Raw genomic sequence first — 16,512 nt, forward strand, 5'->3', positions numbered from 1 at the left:
TAATGGCTAAACCAATAGTTGCAATAGTTGGAAGACCAAATGTAGGGAAATCTACATTATTTAATAAATTAGCAGGGCAAAGGATATCCATAGTTCAAGATACACCAGGAGTAACGAGAGATAGAGTATATGCTCAAGCTGAATGGTTAAATCATAATTTTACAATGATTGATACAGGTGGTATTGAACCAGAAAGAGAAGATATAATAGTTAAGCAAATGAGAAGACAGGCTAATATTGCTATAGAAACAGCAGATATAATTATATTTGTTGTTGATGGAAAGGAAGGATTAACTCCAGCTGACCATGAAGTAGCAAGTATGCTTAGAAAAAGTAAAAAAGAAGTTGTGTTAGTAGTAAATAAAGTTGACTCATTAAAAGAAGAAGATAATGCTTGGGAATTTTATAACCTAGGAATAGGGGACCCAGTAACTATATCAGCAGCACAAGGATTAGGGCTTGGAGATATGCTTGATAGAGTAGTAGAAAATTTTGATAAGTTTAATGAAGAAGAGGAAGATGACGAATATATAAGAATAGCTATGATAGGTAAGCCTAATGTTGGTAAGTCTTCTTTAATTAATAGATTATTAGGAGAAGAAAGACTTATTGTTTCCAATATACCTGGAACCACTAGAGATTCTATAGATAGTACTTTAGAAACTGACATTGGAAAGTTCGTATTAGTAGATACTGCAGGCCTTAGAAGAAAGAGTAAAGTTAAAGAAGAAATAGAAAGATACTCTGTAATAAGAACTTATACAGCTATAGAAAGAGCAGATGTATGTATATTAATGATAGATGCAACTGAAGGAGTAACTGAGCAAGATGAAAAAATAATAGGATATGCTCATGAAATGAATAAGGCTATAATGGTTATAGTTAATAAGTGGGATTTAATAGAAAAAGATGATAAGACTATGCAAAGATATAAAGAAGATTTAGAAATGAAGCTTAAGTTCTTAAAATATGCTAAATACTTATTTATTTCAGCTAAAACTGGTCAAAGAACACATAAAGTATTAGAAGTAGCAAAAGAATGTTATGATAATTATTCAAAGAGAATTCCAACTGGAATACTAAACGAAGTTATTAATAAAGCTGTATTAATGAAGGAGCCACCAATTGTAAGTCTAAAGAGAATGAAGATTTACTACGCTACTCAAGTAGCCACAAAACCGCCTAAGTTTATATTCTTTGTTAATGATGCAAATGCAAGACATTTTTCATATGAAAGATACCTTGAGAATCAATTAAGAGATAGTTTTGATTTTAGTGGTACTGGTCTTCAAATAGAGTATAGAGAAAGGAAGGAATAATTTATGAGTAATGTGACCTTTCTAGGAGGAGGTAGCTTTGGCACTGCCTTAGGAATATTGTTAGCTAACAAGGGAAACAAAGTTAGCATATATGATAGAGATAAGTCTGTAGTTGATGATATAAATATTAACAGAAAAAATGATAAATATATCAAGGAATTAAAAATTCCTAAAAGCGTCACTGCTTATAATAATTTAGATGAGGCATTAGAAGATGCTAAATATGTAGTTTTAGCCGTACCTTCACACGTAATAAGAACAGCTTCAAAATCTTTAAAGGGTAAAATTGATAAAGATGTAATAGTTGTTAGTATAGCAAAGGGAATTGAAGAAGGTACTAATTTAAGGCTATCAGAGGTTATAGAAGAAGAATTACCAAATAATAAAGTAGTAATTTTATCTGGCCCAAGTCATGCTGAAGAAGTAGCCTTTGATATTCCAACAACTGTTGTTGTTTCATCTAAAGATGAAAAAGCTTCAAATGAAGTTCAAGACTTATTTATGACTAAGGAATTTAGAGTTTATACTAATGATGATTTAGTAGGTGTTGAAATAGGTGGAGCTGTTAAAAATATAATTGCACTGGCCGCAGGAGTGTGTGATGGAATAGGTTATGGAGACAATTCTAAAGCTGCTCTTATGACAAGAGGAATGGCAGAAATAGTTAGGATTGGTATTAAGTTAGGTGGTAAGCCAGAAACTTTTCTAGGTCTTACGGGAATGGGAGACTTAATAGTTACATGTACTAGTCTTCACTCTAGAAATAGAAGAGCAGGATACCTAATTGGCCAGGGAGAAACTGTTGATGAAGCAATAAAAGATGTAGGTATGGTAGTTGAAGGAATTAAGGCTTGTAGAGCTTTTTATGAATTAAAAGAAAAACTAGATATAGAAATGCCTATTACAGATGTTTTATATAAAGTTTTATTTAAAAATAAAAATGCTAAAGATGCAGTTGTAGAGCTTATGGAAAGAGAAAAGAAAAACGAAATATATTAAAAATATAAAGTAATTTAAATACGCCTTAATTGTTAAATCAATAGATATAGCAATTAAGGTGTATTTTTTTATAGTAATAATAATATATATAACTTAAATATAATATTAAATATTTAGGTTAATATAGAAAAAGTTGTATATTTTTTTTACCTTAAGAATATATATATAGTGTTAAAAATAAGTAGGAGGGTACACTGTGGACAGCTTTAATATATACAAAGATATAGCTGAAAGGACACAAGGGGACATTTATGTAGGTGTTGTTGGGCCTGTTAGAACCGGTAAATCAACATTTATTAAAAAATTTATGGACCTTATGGTAATACCAAAGATTGATAATAATTATAAAAAGGAAAGAGCAAAAGATGAGTTACCTCAAAGTGGTTCCGGAAAAAGTATTCATACAACAGAGCCAAAGTTTGTACCAAATGAGGCAGTTGAAATTACAATAGATGAAGACATAAAATTTAAAGTTAGAATGGTAGATTGTGTGGGCTATATTGTCAAAGGTGCTATAGGATATATGGATGGAGAAGAAGCTAAGATGGTAAACACTCCATGGTATGAATATGAAATACCTTTTGAAGATGCAGCAGAAATAGGAACAAGGAAGGTAATTACTGATCATTCTACCATAGGTCTTGTAGTTACTACAGATGGAAGTATAACAGGTATTGAAAGAGATGAGTACTTAGAAGCAGAGGAGAGAGTAATAGATGAATTAAAGGCAATTAAAAAGCCTTTTATAGTTGTACTTAACACAAAACATATAAATTCTCCTGAAACTAGAGCTTTGAAAAAAGAGCTTGAAGATAAATATGATGTTACAGTTCAAGTAATGGATGTAGCTAATATGAATGAAGATGATGTAGAAGATGTTTTTAAGCATGTACTTAAAGAATTCCCTGTTAAAGAAATAGACATTGATATGCCATCTTGGGTGGAAAAATTGGAGCCTGACAATTGGCTTAAAAAGGATTTCTTTAATATTATTAAGAAAATGTGTGAAAGTATCAATAGAGTAAGAGACATTAAATCCTTTGTAAATTTATTGGAAAATGAAGAAAATATAGCTCCAATTGAAATGAATACAGTTAAACTGGGAGAAGGGAAAGCTAATATAAAATTAAAACCAAAGGATGGAATCTTCTATAATATATTAAGTGAAATTTGTGACTTAGATGTAAAATGCGAAAGTGATTTATTAAGTTTAATAAAAGACTTAAATTTTGCTAAGAAGGAATATGATAAGATAAAAGATGCCTTAAATGATGTTAGAGAAACAGGATATGGCTTAGTTCCACCACAACTTTCAGAAATGAAATTTGAAGAGCCTGAGAGAGTTAAGCAAGGAAATATGTTTGGAGTTAAATTAAAGGCATCAGCACCATCATTACATTTTATTAAAGCTGATATTAGAACAGAAATTAGTCCTATTATGGGTTCAGAAAAGGAAAGTGAAGAACTTGTAAAATCACTAATGGAGCAATTTGATAAAGATCCTGCATCTTTATGGCAAAGTAATATGTTTGGAAAGCCTCTAGAAGTACTTATAAGAGAAGGATTACAAAATAAGTTATACAAAATGCCAGAAGATGTACAAGTTAAAATTCAAAAAACATTGCAAAAGATAATAAACGAAGGCAGTGGCGGATTAATTTGCATTATCTTATAGAACTTGGAGCTGTTTAAACAGCTCCTTTACTTTTTATATAAAAAATGTAAATATTCATAAAGATAGTGAATAGTATACATAAAGAAGACTTAGCTCTAATATATATTATAGAATTGAGGGGTTATATTATGGAAGATAGATTTTATACCTATAAAAGAGTGGGATATTTTAAGGAGAAAATGGCAGAAGATTTAGGGGTGAAATTTACAGGAACCATTTATGCATCTCAAGGAGTAATTAGACATATTAAGAAAAAACATGGTAAGCATTTAGGAAGAAGGATTAGCAATAATATTATAGAATATATGAAAGAAATAATAGATAAACCTGATTATATAGGGGTATATAAGCTAACTAATAGTGGTGTTTATATAGAAATTATAAAAAAAGCTGAACCAAATATTTTGATAGGTATAGATATAAATAAGAAAATAGATTATATATATGTTTCAACTATGTATCCTATAACAGATGGAAAAATAGAAAGAAGATTATTTAGTGGTAAATTAATTGCTTGTAGCTAATTAAATAAGTTGAAAGAATAATATTATAAATATATAATATTATGTATAATGTTATTTTTTATTTGTTGAGGTGAGAAATGGCTCCTCATGCGCTGTTTATCAGTAAAAGAGATGTAGGATACGCCGCCCTACCAACAAAATGCAAAATAAACTTTTGGGTATCCAAGAGTTTATTTTATATGGATTCATATTATATAATATGTAGTATATTATTTAAAAAAAGAATATTTGGAAATTTATAGATATTATGTTAAATATATATTATAATATTTATTACACACTTAGGAGGAAATTATGAAAAAAGTAGCAGTAGTATTTAATGGTGGAACTATTTCAATGAAGGTAGATGAAAGAATTAAGGCTGCAGTACCAAGTTTGACGGGGGAAGAAATAATGTCAATGGTAACAGGTATTGAAACCTACGCTGAAGTGGAGTCTTATAGTTTCTCTAGCAAACCATCCCCACATATGAATATAAATAACATGTTAGAACTTAGTAAGTTTATAAAGAAGTTAATTGATAGAGATGACATAGATGGGGTTGTACTTACTCATGGAACTGACACTTTAGAAGAAACTGCATATTTTTTAGACTTAACAATAGACACTGAAAAAGTTATAGTAGTTACTGGAGCCATGAGAAGTAGTTCAGAACTAGGTTATGATGGACCTTTTAATTTAGCTACATCAATATGTACTGCTATTTCAGAAGATGCAAAAGGAAGAGGAGTATTAGTGTGCTTTAATGGAGAACTTAATTCAGCAGCTGAGGTTACAAAGGTAAATTCAATGGCCCTTAATGCCTTTAAGACTCCGAATTTTGGACCTATAGGAATTGTTGATAATAATAAAGTTTTATTTTATAGGAAGACAATTAAACATAAAGTATATAATGTAGAAAATATAAAGGATGAAGTTGCATTAATAAAATGCGTAGCTGGAATGAATTCTGATTTTATAGATTTTGCTATAGAAAAAGGATATAAAGGAATAGTTATTGAAGCTTTAGGAAGAGGAAATGTACCTCCTCAAATGGTAGAAGGAATTAAAAGAGCACTTAATAATAATATACCAGTAGTAATAGTTTCAAGATGTTTTGAAGGAAGAGTTCATGAGTCTTATGGATATGAAGGTGGGGGGAAAATGCTTAAAGACTTAGGGGTGTTTTTTGAAGAGAGCATGCCAGGTCAAAAAGCAAGAATTAAATTAATAGTTGCATTATCAAGTGATAAATCTATAGATATTAAAGAGAGTTTTGCAAAAGTAAGAAATGAATAATTATAATATTAATTTAGGGGAAATATAATAATATTCGTAATTATACTTATAATTAGGATGCCATGATTTAGAAATTTGTCCTGAAATCATTTAGGTTATATCCGTTATGAGTTTTATTCTAAGATTTAAACTAATATTAAGATAGTATTTTATAAAAACCCTTGAGTTTATATTTAGTAAACTTAAGGGTTTTTTATTTAATAAAAAATTTCTGGGGGGATTAAAAATGGAAAGAGAAGTAAAAAAACAAGGACTACTACCGATACTGTCCAATAAAAATGTGGACATAAAGAAGGAAATGGTAGCAGGTCTCACCACATTTTTAACTATGGCCTATATAATTGCTGTAAATCCTAATATATTATCAGAAACAGGGATGCCAGCAGGGGCCTTAGTAACTGCAACATGTTTATCGGCAGGTATCACAACTATACTAATGGGGATTTATGCTAATTTACCTTTTGCCTTAGCATCGGGAATGGGTTTAAATGCATTTTTTGCCTTTTCAGTTGTAATTGGTATGGGTATTTCGTGGGAAATTGCATTAACAGCTGTATTTATAGAGGGAATAATTTTTATTCTTCTATCATTATTTAAAGTAAGAGAAGCTGTGGTTAATTCAATTCCAATGACCATGAAGCATGCAGTTACAGCTGGTATTGGTATATTCATTGCTTTTATAGGAATGGTAGGATCTGGATTGGTGGTAAATAATGATTCAACTTTAGTTATGATGGGGGAGTTTTCTCCAACAGTAGTAATTGCATTAATTGGAGTAGTTATAATTGCAGTTTTAGATAAGAAGAATATAAAGGGGTCTATTCTTGTTGGAATACTAATTAGTACATTACTAGCTTGGGGATATGCTTTAATAAATCCAGAAGCAGCTACTAATTTAGGTATATATTTACCAGAAGGAGTTTTTAAATTTGAAAGTATTGCGCCTATAGCTGGTAAATTAGACTTAAAACATTTATTTAATCCAGAAACTGCTAGTAAGTTAATAGTTGTTGTTTGTACATTTTTATTTGTTGACTTTTTTGACACTGTTGGAACTTTAGTAGGAGTTGCATCAAGAGCAAATATGCTTGATGAAAGTGGTAATGTTCCAAATGCAGGAAGAGCTTTATTAGTAGATGCTATTGGAACAACTTTAGGATCAATATTAGGAGTATCAACTGTAACTACTTACGTAGAAAGTTCTACAGGTGTAGCTGCTGGAGGAAGAACTGGATATACTGCAGTTACTACTGGAGTTTTATTTTTAGCAGCAATGTTTTTCTCACCAATATTTGTAGCTATTCCATCATGTGCAACTGCACCAGCATTAATATATGTAGGATACTTAATGCTTGGAGCTGTAAAAAGTATTGATTTTGATAATATAACAGAAGGAGTGCCAGCTTTTCTAACTATTTCAGCTATGGCATTAACTTATAGTATTGGTGATGGTTTAACTATAGGTATATTATCATATGTAATTATAAACGTTATTTATAATATTTTTGCCAAAGATAAAGAGAAGAAAACTAAAGTATCATTAGTGATGATTATTTTAGCAATAGTATTTATATTTAAGTTAATTTATATATAACAATGGTTACTAAATAACTAAGATAAAATGTTACATTCTTTAAATTGCCTAATTAATAAATGGTAATAGAAGAATGTAACTTTTTATTTTTAAAATTGTTAACAATTTGTTAACAAAACATTGACATAGATGATATAGATAATTTATATTTAATGTAGCCAAAGAATAGTATATAAAAAATAAGTTTTGGAGGAGAATATGGTTAAGAGTATGACTAGCTTTGGAAGGGCTAGTAATGAAGAGGGAAATAAACATTTATTTTCTGTTGAAATGAAAAGTGTTAACAGTAGATATTTAGATGTTAATGTTAGACTGCCTAAAAGTATTATTTCTTTAGAAGAAGAAATAAGAAAGTTAGTTAATTCAAAGCTTTCTAGAGGAAAAGTAGATATTTTTATAAATCAAAAAAGCTATTCTCAAGGAGAGGGGCTTGCAAAACTTAATTTAAGTTTAGCACAAAGTTATTACAATTGCTTAAAGGAAATCGAAAAAGAAATTGGAGTAAAAAATGATGTTACAGCTACTCAAATTGCAAGGTTTCCAGATGTAATTGAAATAGTAGAAAAAGAGGATTCCATTGAAGAAATCTGGATGTCAATTAAGCCTCTTATAGTATCTTCTTTAGAAATGATGGATAATATGAGATTAGTAGAAGGTGAAAAACTTAAAGAAGATATATTATTAAAATTAAAAGAAATTGAGAATATAGTTAATAATATTGAATCTATTGCAAATTTAATACCTACTACATATAAGAAGAAGTTAGAGGCTAGATTAAAGGAACTTTTAGAAACAGTTGAAATTGATGAAAATAGAATTGCACAAGAAGTAGCAATTATTTCAGATAAAGCTTCAGTAGATGAAGAAATTATAAGATTAAGAAGCCACTTAAATCAAATTAGAATTACTTTAAATGAAGGCGACCAAATAGGAAGAAAACTTGATTTTATAATTCAAGAAATGAACAGGGAAGCAAATACTATAGCTTCAAAATCAAGTGATATGGATATGACTAATTATGTCATTAACATAAAAAACCTTATAGAAAAAATAAGAGAACAAGTACAAAATATAGAATAAATAGGAGGAAAGCAATGGGAATAAAATTAATTAATATTGGATTTGGAAATATAGTATCAGCAAATAGACTTGTAGCTATAGTAAGTCCAGAATCAGCTCCAATAAAAAGAATAATTCAAGAAGCTAGAGATAGAGGGATGCTTATAGATGCAACATATGGAAGAAGAACTAGAGCAGTAATAATTACAGATAGTGATCATGTTATTTTATCTGCAGTTCAGCCAGAAACAGTTGCACATAGATTAGTAGTTAAAGACGAAGCTGTAGATGAGGTTGATGAATAATGCAAGGAAATAGAGGCATATTAATAGTTATTTCAGGCCCATCAGGAGCGGGAAAAGGAACTATTTGTAAAGCTTTATTAGAAAAGCATGATAATATTTTTATTTCAGTTTCTGCAACTACTAGAGCTCCTAGACAAGGAGAAATTGAAGGGGTAAATTACTATTTTTTAACTAGGGAATCCTTTGAAGAAAAAGTTAAAGATAATGGTTTCCTAGAATATGCAAATGTGCATGGAAACTTCTATGGTACCCCAAAGGTAAATGTAGAAAAAATGTTAGATGAAGGAAAGGATGTTATCTTAGAAATAGATATTCAAGGAGCATTACAAGTTAAAGATAACTTCAAAGAAGGAGTATTTATCTTTATACTTCCTCCATCAATGGAAGAATTAAAACAAAGAATAATTAAAAGAGGAAGTGAAACAGAAGAATCCTTAATGACTAGGTTTAAAAATGCCTATAAGGAAATTAATTATGTTTCAAAATATAATTACGCTGTAGTTAATGATGAGCTAGAAGTAGCTGTATCAAAGGTAGAGTCAATTATAGCAGCTGAAAAATGCAGAGTTGATAGAATAAAGGAAAATACAATATTAGATTCTAAGGAGGGCTTAATTCATGAACAACTCTATGATTAATCCATCAATTATTGATTTACTTCAAAAGGTAGATGACAGATATTCATTAGTAATAGTAACTTCAAAGAGAGCAAGACAAATAATAAATGGTAGTGAACCATTAGTTGCAACAAAATCTAAAAAACCACTTACTATAGCTATTAATGAAGTTAATGAAGGAGAAGTGGGTTATGAACCTACTTTTGTAAAAGAAGGTTTAAAATAAAATGGATAATAAAAAATGTGTATGTATAGGAGTTAGTGGTGGAATTGCTGTTTATAAAGCATTAGATGTTGTTAGTGCTCTAAGAAAAAAAGATATAGATGTTAGAGTAATTATGACAGAATCTGCAACGAAATTTGTTACTCCCTTACCATTTCAATCTCTTAGTCAAAACATGGTTGTAACAGATATGTTTGCAGAACCTAAAGCTTATGAGATTCAACATATTTCTTTAGCAAAAAGAGCAGATGTTTTCTTAGTGGCACCAGCAACTGCAAATATTATTGGTAAGGTTGCAAATGGGATTGCAGATGATATGTTATCTACAACTATTATGGCAACTAGAGCTAAGGTTATTTTTGCTCCAGCTATGAATACAAATATGTATGAAAATCCAATAGTTCAAGAAAATATAAATAAATTAAAGAAACTTGGGTATGAATTCATAGAGCCTGCATCTGGAATACTTGCTTGTGGAGATGAAGGAAAAGGAAAACTAGCAGATGTAAATACTATAATAGATAGTGTTTTAGATGCACTTGAAAATAAAGATATTCCAAAGGATTTACTTGGAAAAAATATATTAATAAGTGCTGGACCTACACATTCAAATATAGACCCTGTAAGATTTATTACAAATAGATCTACTGGAAAAATGGGATATTTTCTAGCAGAAGAAGCTAGAGATAGGGGAGCTAATGTAGTTTTAGTTTCAGGACCTACCAATTTAACTCCTCCAAAAGGAGTTAAAGTAATTAATATTACTACAAATGAAGAGATGAAGAATGCAATTTTAGATAATTACCATAATAGTGATATAGTAATTAAGTCTGCAGCAGTTGCAGATTATAAAATAAAATATTATAGTAATGAAAAAATCAAAAAAGGCGATAATGATTTAGTTTTAACCTTTGAAAGAGATAATGATATATTAAAAATGCTAGGTGAAAGAAAGAAACACCAAATACTAGTTGGATTTGCAGCAGAAAGTAATAATGTTATTGAAAATGCAAAGAAAAAGCTTATTAACAAAAACTTGGATTTCATTGTAGCAAATGATATAACAAGTAGTGATACAGGATTTGCAAGTGATGATAATAAAGTTATTATCCTTAGTAGAGATGGAGAAGAAAAACATTTAGATAAGATGAGTAAAAGAAAAGTTGCATCAGAAATCTTTGAAACTATATTAAGAAAGCGCTAAAATGCGCTTTCTTTTATATGGTGTATAATAGAACCTAATAAAAGGGTGATGAATTTGAAAATATATGCAGAAATTGTTATTAATAGTGATGCGTTAGATATAGATAAACCTTTCACTTATGAAGTGCCTGAAGAAATGAAGGAGGACATAAAGATAGGTCAATGGGTAAAGGTACCTTTTGGTATTAAAAATTCTATTACAGATGGTTTTGTATTATCTATAAAAAATGATGAACTTATTGGTATAAGAACTAAAAAAATTAAGACAATAGTAAAAAATGAACCATTATTAACTAGTGATGATATAAAAATAGTAGAATTTTTAAAAGAAAATTATTTATGTAAGTATATTGATGGTATTAGACTTTTAATTCCACAAGGATTGTTAAAAGGAGTTAATAATAAACATAAGCTTGTAGTTTCAGTTAATGATATAAAAGTACCAGAAGAAGTTTTTAAAAAATATGAAGATATTTTTTTGTTTTTAAGAGAAAACAATGGTAAATATAATAAAACTGAATTAAGTAAAGAGCATGGGTTGTCTATGTATAAACTTAATAAATTAATTAAAGAAGGCTACTTAAAAGTAGATGAAGAAATTATATATAGATATAACTATAGAGAATATGTTGATTATAAAGAAAGAGAATTAACTAAAGAGCAATATAATGCAATAAATATAATTGAAAAAACCTCCAAGAACACAATTTTGTTAAAGGGTGTAACTGGATCTGGAAAAACTGAAGTTTATATGAATATTGTAAAGAATGTTATTATCAATGATAAGTCTGCTATAATATTAGTTCCTGAAATAGCATTGACACCTCAAATGATTGAACGTTTTAAGGGCAGATTCGGAAAAGAAGTAGCAGTTTTTCATAGTAAACTTTCTGATGGAGAAAGATATGATGAATGGTATAGAGTTAAAGAAGGTAAGGCTAAAGTTGTTATAGGCGCAAGAAGCGCCTTATTCTTGCCTTTAAGAAACTTAGGAATAATTATTATAGATGAGGAACATGAAAATACATATAAATCAGAGCAAAACCCTAAATATGTTACTAGAGAAGTTGCAGAATTTATAAGTGAGCTTAAGGGATGTAAAGTTATTCTTGGTTCGGCTACACCATCTATAGAAACTTATTACAGAGCTATTTCTGGAGAAATAGAACTTGTTGAACTAAAAAATCGTATTGATAATAAGCCTATGCCTGAAATAGAAATTATAGATATGAGAGAAGAGTTGAACAAGGGTAATATTTCTATGTTTAGTAATAAACTATTTTTAGAAATTAGGGAAGCTTTAAGTAGGAAAGAACAGATTATTTTATTTTTAAATAGAAGAGGCTTTTCAACTTTTGTATCTTGTAGAAGTTGTGGATATGTATTTAAATGTCCAAAGTGTGATATATCAATGACATTTCATAAAAACGGATATCTAGTATGTCATTATTGCGGACATGGAGAAAAACAACCTAATATCTGTCCAAAATGCAAAAGTAAATATGTTAAGCATTTTGGAGCTGGAACTGAAAGAGTTGAAGAAGAAGTGAAAAAATATTTTAAAGAAGCCAAAATATTAAGAATGGATATGGATACTACTAGAAATAAAAATTCCCATGAGGCTATATACAATTCTTTCAAAAATAGAGAAGCTGATATTTTAATAGGTACGCAAATGATATCAAAGGGTTTAGACTTTGAAAATGTTACATTAGTAGGAATATTAGCTGCTGATATGTCATTGAACCTTCCAGATTATCGTTCTGCAGAAAAAACATTTCAAATTATAACTCAGGTTTCTGGAAGAGCAGGTAGAGGAGAAAAAGAAGGAAAAGTAATTCTTCAAACATATACTCCAGATCACTATAGTTTAAATTATGCTAAAAATTATGATTATGAAGGCTTCTATAATGAAGAATTTACAACTAGAGGTTTGATGTATTATCCTCCTTTTGGTAGAATACTATTAGTAAATGCTTCATCTAAAAATGAAAATGCTTTAAAATCCTTTATGAATTTATTAAAAAAAGAATTAACTAAAATATATGAGTCTGAAATAAATATAGAAATGCTTGGGCCTGTGCCTTGCATAGTTTCCAAAATAAAGGATAATTATAGATGGCAGATAATTTTTAAGGGTGATTTATCTTTAGATTTTTGTAAAAAAATTAAAGATAACCTTTATCAACTGAATAAGAATGTATATAATGAAATAAAAGTAACTATTGATATTAATCCAAACAATTTAATTTAGGAGGAAAGAATAATAAATGGCAATTAGAAATATTAGAATAAATGGCGATGATGTTTTAAGAAAAAAATGTAAGGTAGTCACTGAAATTACACCAAGAACTTTAAAATTAATTAAAGATATGGCAGATACTATGTATGATGCTGATGGTGTTGGCCTGGCAGCACCACAAGTAGGAATTCTTCAAAGAATATTTGTAATAGATGTATTTGATGACTATGGCCTTAGAGTTTTTATTAATCCAGAAATTCTTGAAGTATCTGGCACTCAATTAGGAGAAGAAGGATGTTTAAGTGTTCCAGGGGAAGCTGCAGAAGTTGAACGTCCAAATTATGTAAAAGTAAAAGCTTTAAATGAAAAAGGTGAAGAGTTTATACTAGAAGCAACAGAGCTTCTAGCAAGAGCAATATTACACGAAAATGATCACTTGAATGGAAAGTTATTCATAGATTATTTGAAATAAAAGAGGAGGCTTAACATGAAGATAGTATTTATGGGAACTCCAGATTTTGCAGTACCATCTTTAAAAAAAATAATAGATGTATTTGGAGTAGAAGCAGTTTTTACTCAACCAGATAAACCAAAGGGGAGAGGTAAAAAAATAGCATATTCACCAATAAAAGAAGTAGCATTAGAACATGGTATAAAAGTGTTACAACCAATTAAGCTAAAGGATGATACAGAGGCTATAAACTATTTAAAGGAATTAAAACCAGATTTTATAATTGTAGTAGCCTTTGGTCAAATTTTAAATAAAGAGGTTCTTGATATTCCAAAGTTTGGATGTATTAATTTACATGCTTCATTATTACCTATGTATAGAGGAGCAGCACCTTTAAATTGGGCAATAATTAAAGGCGAAAAGAAATCAGGAAATACTACAATGCTTATGGATGTTGGTTTAGATACTGGAGATATGCTTCTTAAGGACGAAGTTGAAATAACAGAAGAAATGACAGCTGGAGATCTTCATGATATTTTAATGGAAAGAGGAGCAGATTTATTAATAAAAACTATAGATGGATTATCTAATGGAACTATAACTCCTGAAAAGCAAACAGATGAAACTTTTTATGCTAAAATGTTAAATAAGGAATTGGCATTAATAAATTGGAATAATGAAACAAAAGATATTCATAATTTAATTAGAGGACTTAATCCTTGGCCAATTGCGTATACTAATTATGAAAATAATTATATGAAGGTTTTTGAAAGTAAGATATTAAATGAAACTACTAATAAAGAACCTGGGACTATAGTTGGGGTATCAAAAGAAGGAATAAAAGTTGCAACTTTAGATGGAGTATTATTAATAAAGAAAATTCAATTTCCAAATGGTAAGCCTTTAACTGTAGAACAATATATTAATGGACATGAAATTAAGGTAAATAATAAGCTTTATTAAAAACTAGTATAAAGGAGATGGATATATGTTTTATCCAGGATTTTATTTCGACTCAACTTATTTATTGTTATTACCAGCTATAATTATAGCTTTTTGGGCACAATTCAAAATAGATAATGCTTATAAAAAGTATAAAAATGTTAGAACAGCAAGTGGTGTTACTGGTAGTGAAGTTGCAAGAAGTATATTAGATGGCGCAGGACTTTTTGATGTTAGTGTTGAAAGGTATAATAAGCAATTAGGGGATCATTATGATCCATCTTCAAGAGTAATAAGGCTTTCACCAGAAGTTTATGATGGAGCAACAGTAGCAGCTGCTGGAATAGCAGCACATGAGTGTGGGCATGCGATACAACATCAAACACATTACTCTCCTTTAGTTCTTAGAACTAAAATTGCTCCAGTTGTTAATATAGGTAGTAATTTATCTATATGGTTATTTATGATAGGAATATTTTTTGGATTTCCTCTATTTACAAAAATAGGAATTATATTTTTTGGAGGAGCAGTAATATATCAACTTATTACTCTTCCAGTAGAATTTAACGCATCAACTAGAGCATTAAGTATATTGAAAACAAGAACTTTTCTTTATGGCGATGAGTTAAAAGGAGCACAAAAGGTTCTAAATGCAGCTGCAATGACATATGTGGCAGCAACTTTAATGGCTATTTCTCAATTAATAAGATTAATAGCTTTAAATAACAGATATAATGATAATTAATGAGGTAGTGAAATGAATAGTAGAAAACTTGCAAGACAAATAGTACAAAGAGTATTAGAAGAAGGAGCTTATTCTAACTTAGTTCTTTCTAAGGAATTAAATAGAGAAGATATAGATGACAAGGATAAGGGACTTATAACTGAAATAGTCTATGGTACTTTAAGAAGAAAAAGAACTTTAGATGTGCTAATAGGAAATTTTGTGAAAGATATAAATACATTAGACACAACTGTATTAAATATATTAAGAGTAGCAATATATCAAATGTATTTTTTAGATAAAATACCTGAGTATGCAGCTTGTAATGAAGCAGTTGAAGAAGCAAAGGAAGTTTCTCTTGAAGCATCTAAGCTTGTCAATGGAATCCTAAGAAACTATATAAGAGATGAAAAAGAAATAATTGTTCCTGGAAATAGAATAGATGAATTAGCTTATAAGTTTTCTTTCCAACCATGGATGATAAGACTTTTTATAAAGCAATATGGTGAAGAAAGAACAATGAAAATAATGGCTGGCTTAAATGAAACTCCTAAGGTAACAGTAAGAGTTAATGAGTTTAGGAGTGAATTTGAGGAAGTATACGATAAATTAGAAGAAATGGGATATAGCATAGAAGAAGGATATGCTTGTCCAGAAGCTATTGCAATTCATGGGGGAAAAGGAATTGAAAGCAATGAACTTTTCAAAGAAGGTTTAATTACAGTTCAAGATGAAAGTGCAATGCTAGTAGCTCCATTATTAGATTTAAAAGAGGGAGAAAAAGTTTTAGATCTATGTGCAGCACCAGGTGGAAAAACTACTCATATAGCAGAATTATTAGGAAACACAGGGGAAGTTGTGGCCTTTGATTTACATGAAAATAAGTTATCTTTAATTGAAGAAAACGCAAAAAGACTTGGATTAAGTAATATAGTTTGTAAAGCAATGGATGCTACTAAACTTAATCCAGATTATATATCTTATGGGGATAAAGTATTAATTGATGTCCCTTGTTCAGGTCTTGGTATAATAAGAAAGAAACCTGAAATAAAATGGAATAAAACAAGACAAGATTTAAGAGATCTAGTAGAAGTACAAAGAAAAATAATGGAAAATGCTTGGCAATATTTAAAACCAGGTGGAACTTTACTTTATTCTACTTGTACACTAAACAAAGAGGAAAACGAAGATAACTTAAATTGGTTCTTAGCTAAACATAATGATGCAGAAATTGAAAATATATATTTAGGTAACAATAATAACTTTATATATAATAGCGATAAAAGTTTAACTATATTACCAAACGATTCTATGGATGGTTTCTTTATAGGAAAAATAAAGAAAATGAAATAGGTGA

General features: G+C 29.4%; 16 protein-coding genes. All 16 read left to right on the plus strand.

Annotated elements, in window-relative coordinates; translation table 11 throughout:
* Nucleotides 1-2 precede the first annotated feature (2 nt).
* The 16 genes from der (at nt 3) to rsmB (ending at nt 16,508) form a co-directional block, all read left to right on the plus strand.
* Nucleotides 3-1,319, plus strand: coding sequence for a ribosome biogenesis GTPase Der (gene der, locus ACFYH6_RS08150; RefSeq protein ID WP_416179489.1), 1,317 nt, complete (start codon nt 3-5; stop codon nt 1,317-1,319).
* A 3-nt stretch (nt 1,320-1,322) separates the two neighbouring features.
* Nucleotides 1,323-2,318: an NAD(P)H-dependent glycerol-3-phosphate dehydrogenase gene (locus ACFYH6_RS08155; RefSeq protein ID WP_416179488.1), complete on the plus strand. Its 996-nt coding sequence runs from the start codon at nt 1,323-1,325 to the stop codon at nt 2,316-2,318.
* Between the two features lie 196 nt (nt 2,319-2,514).
* Complete coding sequence (gene spoIVA / locus ACFYH6_RS08160) at nt 2,515-3,993, plus strand: stage IV sporulation protein A (RefSeq protein WP_316345572.1); 1,479 nt, start codon at nt 2,515-2,517, stop codon at nt 3,991-3,993.
* A gap of 128 nt (nt 3,994-4,121) precedes the next feature.
* Nucleotides 4,122-4,517 carry a PBECR2 nuclease fold domain-containing protein gene (locus ACFYH6_RS08165; protein ID WP_316345573.1) on the plus strand — a complete coding sequence of 132 codons (396 nt, stop codon included), beginning with the start codon at nt 4,122-4,124 and terminating at the stop codon, nt 4,515-4,517.
* Nucleotides 4,518-4,811: 294 nt separating this feature from the next.
* On the plus strand, nt 4,812-5,795 hold the full coding sequence (locus ACFYH6_RS08170; protein WP_316342661.1) for an asparaginase: 984 nt from the start codon (nt 4,812-4,814) through the stop codon (nt 5,793-5,795).
* Between the two features lie 226 nt (nt 5,796-6,021).
* Entirely contained in the window at nt 6,022-7,389 is a 1,368-nt protein-coding gene (locus ACFYH6_RS08175) for an NCS2 family permease (RefSeq protein WP_416179487.1), read from the plus strand.
* 198 nt (nt 7,390-7,587) lie between these two features.
* Nucleotides 7,588-8,469: a YicC/YloC family endoribonuclease gene (locus tag ACFYH6_RS08180; RefSeq protein WP_316342663.1), complete on the plus strand. Its 882-nt coding sequence runs from the start codon at nt 7,588-7,590 to the stop codon at nt 8,467-8,469.
* A gap of 14 nt (nt 8,470-8,483) precedes the next feature.
* A complete protein-coding gene (gene remA, locus ACFYH6_RS08185) occupies nt 8,484-8,753 on the plus strand; it encodes an extracellular matrix/biofilm regulator RemA (RefSeq protein ID WP_042396960.1) in 270 nt (89 codons plus the stop codon).
* Complete coding sequence (gene gmk, locus ACFYH6_RS08190; RefSeq protein ID WP_416179486.1) at nt 8,753-9,391, plus strand: guanylate kinase; 639 nt, start codon at nt 8,753-8,755, stop codon at nt 9,389-9,391. The genes remA and gmk overlap by 1 nt, the downstream gene beginning before the upstream one ends.
* Nucleotides 9,372-9,596 carry a DNA-directed RNA polymerase subunit omega gene (rpoZ, locus tag ACFYH6_RS08195; protein ID WP_316342665.1) on the plus strand — a complete coding sequence of 75 codons (225 nt, stop codon included), beginning with the start codon at nt 9,372-9,374 and terminating at the stop codon, nt 9,594-9,596. Before gmk ends, rpoZ begins: the two co-directional genes overlap by 20 nt.
* A 1-nt stretch (nt 9,597) precedes the next feature.
* The gene (coaBC, locus tag ACFYH6_RS08200) at nt 9,598-10,797 is read left to right on the plus strand and encodes a bifunctional phosphopantothenoylcysteine decarboxylase/phosphopantothenate--cysteine ligase CoaBC (RefSeq protein WP_316342666.1); all 1,200 of its coding nucleotides are present in this window, start codon (nt 9,598-9,600) and stop codon (nt 10,795-10,797) included.
* A gap of 48 nt (nt 10,798-10,845) precedes the next feature.
* The gene (gene priA / locus ACFYH6_RS08205) at nt 10,846-13,050 is read left to right on the plus strand and encodes a primosomal protein N' (protein ID WP_316342667.1); all 2,205 of its coding nucleotides are present in this window, start codon (nt 10,846-10,848) and stop codon (nt 13,048-13,050) included.
* Between the two features lie 16 nt (nt 13,051-13,066).
* Nucleotides 13,067-13,510, plus strand: a complete 444-nt coding sequence (gene def, locus ACFYH6_RS08210) for a peptide deformylase (RefSeq protein ID WP_316342668.1) — start codon at nt 13,067-13,069, stop codon at nt 13,508-13,510.
* A 15-nt stretch (nt 13,511-13,525) separates the two neighbouring features.
* Nucleotides 13,526-14,452: a methionyl-tRNA formyltransferase gene (fmt, locus tag ACFYH6_RS08215; RefSeq protein ID WP_316342669.1), complete on the plus strand. Its 927-nt coding sequence runs from the start codon at nt 13,526-13,528 to the stop codon at nt 14,450-14,452.
* Nucleotides 14,453-14,477: 25 nt separating this feature from the next.
* Complete coding sequence (locus ACFYH6_RS08220; protein ID WP_316342670.1) at nt 14,478-15,176, plus strand: zinc metallopeptidase; 699 nt, start codon at nt 14,478-14,480, stop codon at nt 15,174-15,176.
* 12 nt (nt 15,177-15,188) lie between these two features.
* A complete protein-coding gene (gene rsmB, locus ACFYH6_RS08225) occupies nt 15,189-16,508 on the plus strand; it encodes a 16S rRNA (cytosine(967)-C(5))-methyltransferase RsmB (protein ID WP_316342671.1) in 1,320 nt (439 codons plus the stop codon).
* Nucleotides 16,509-16,512 lie beyond the last annotated feature (4 nt).

The organism is Clostridium sp. HCS.1, assembly GCF_047900555.1.
GTDB lineage: Bacteria > Bacillota > Clostridia > Clostridiales > Clostridiaceae > Clostridium.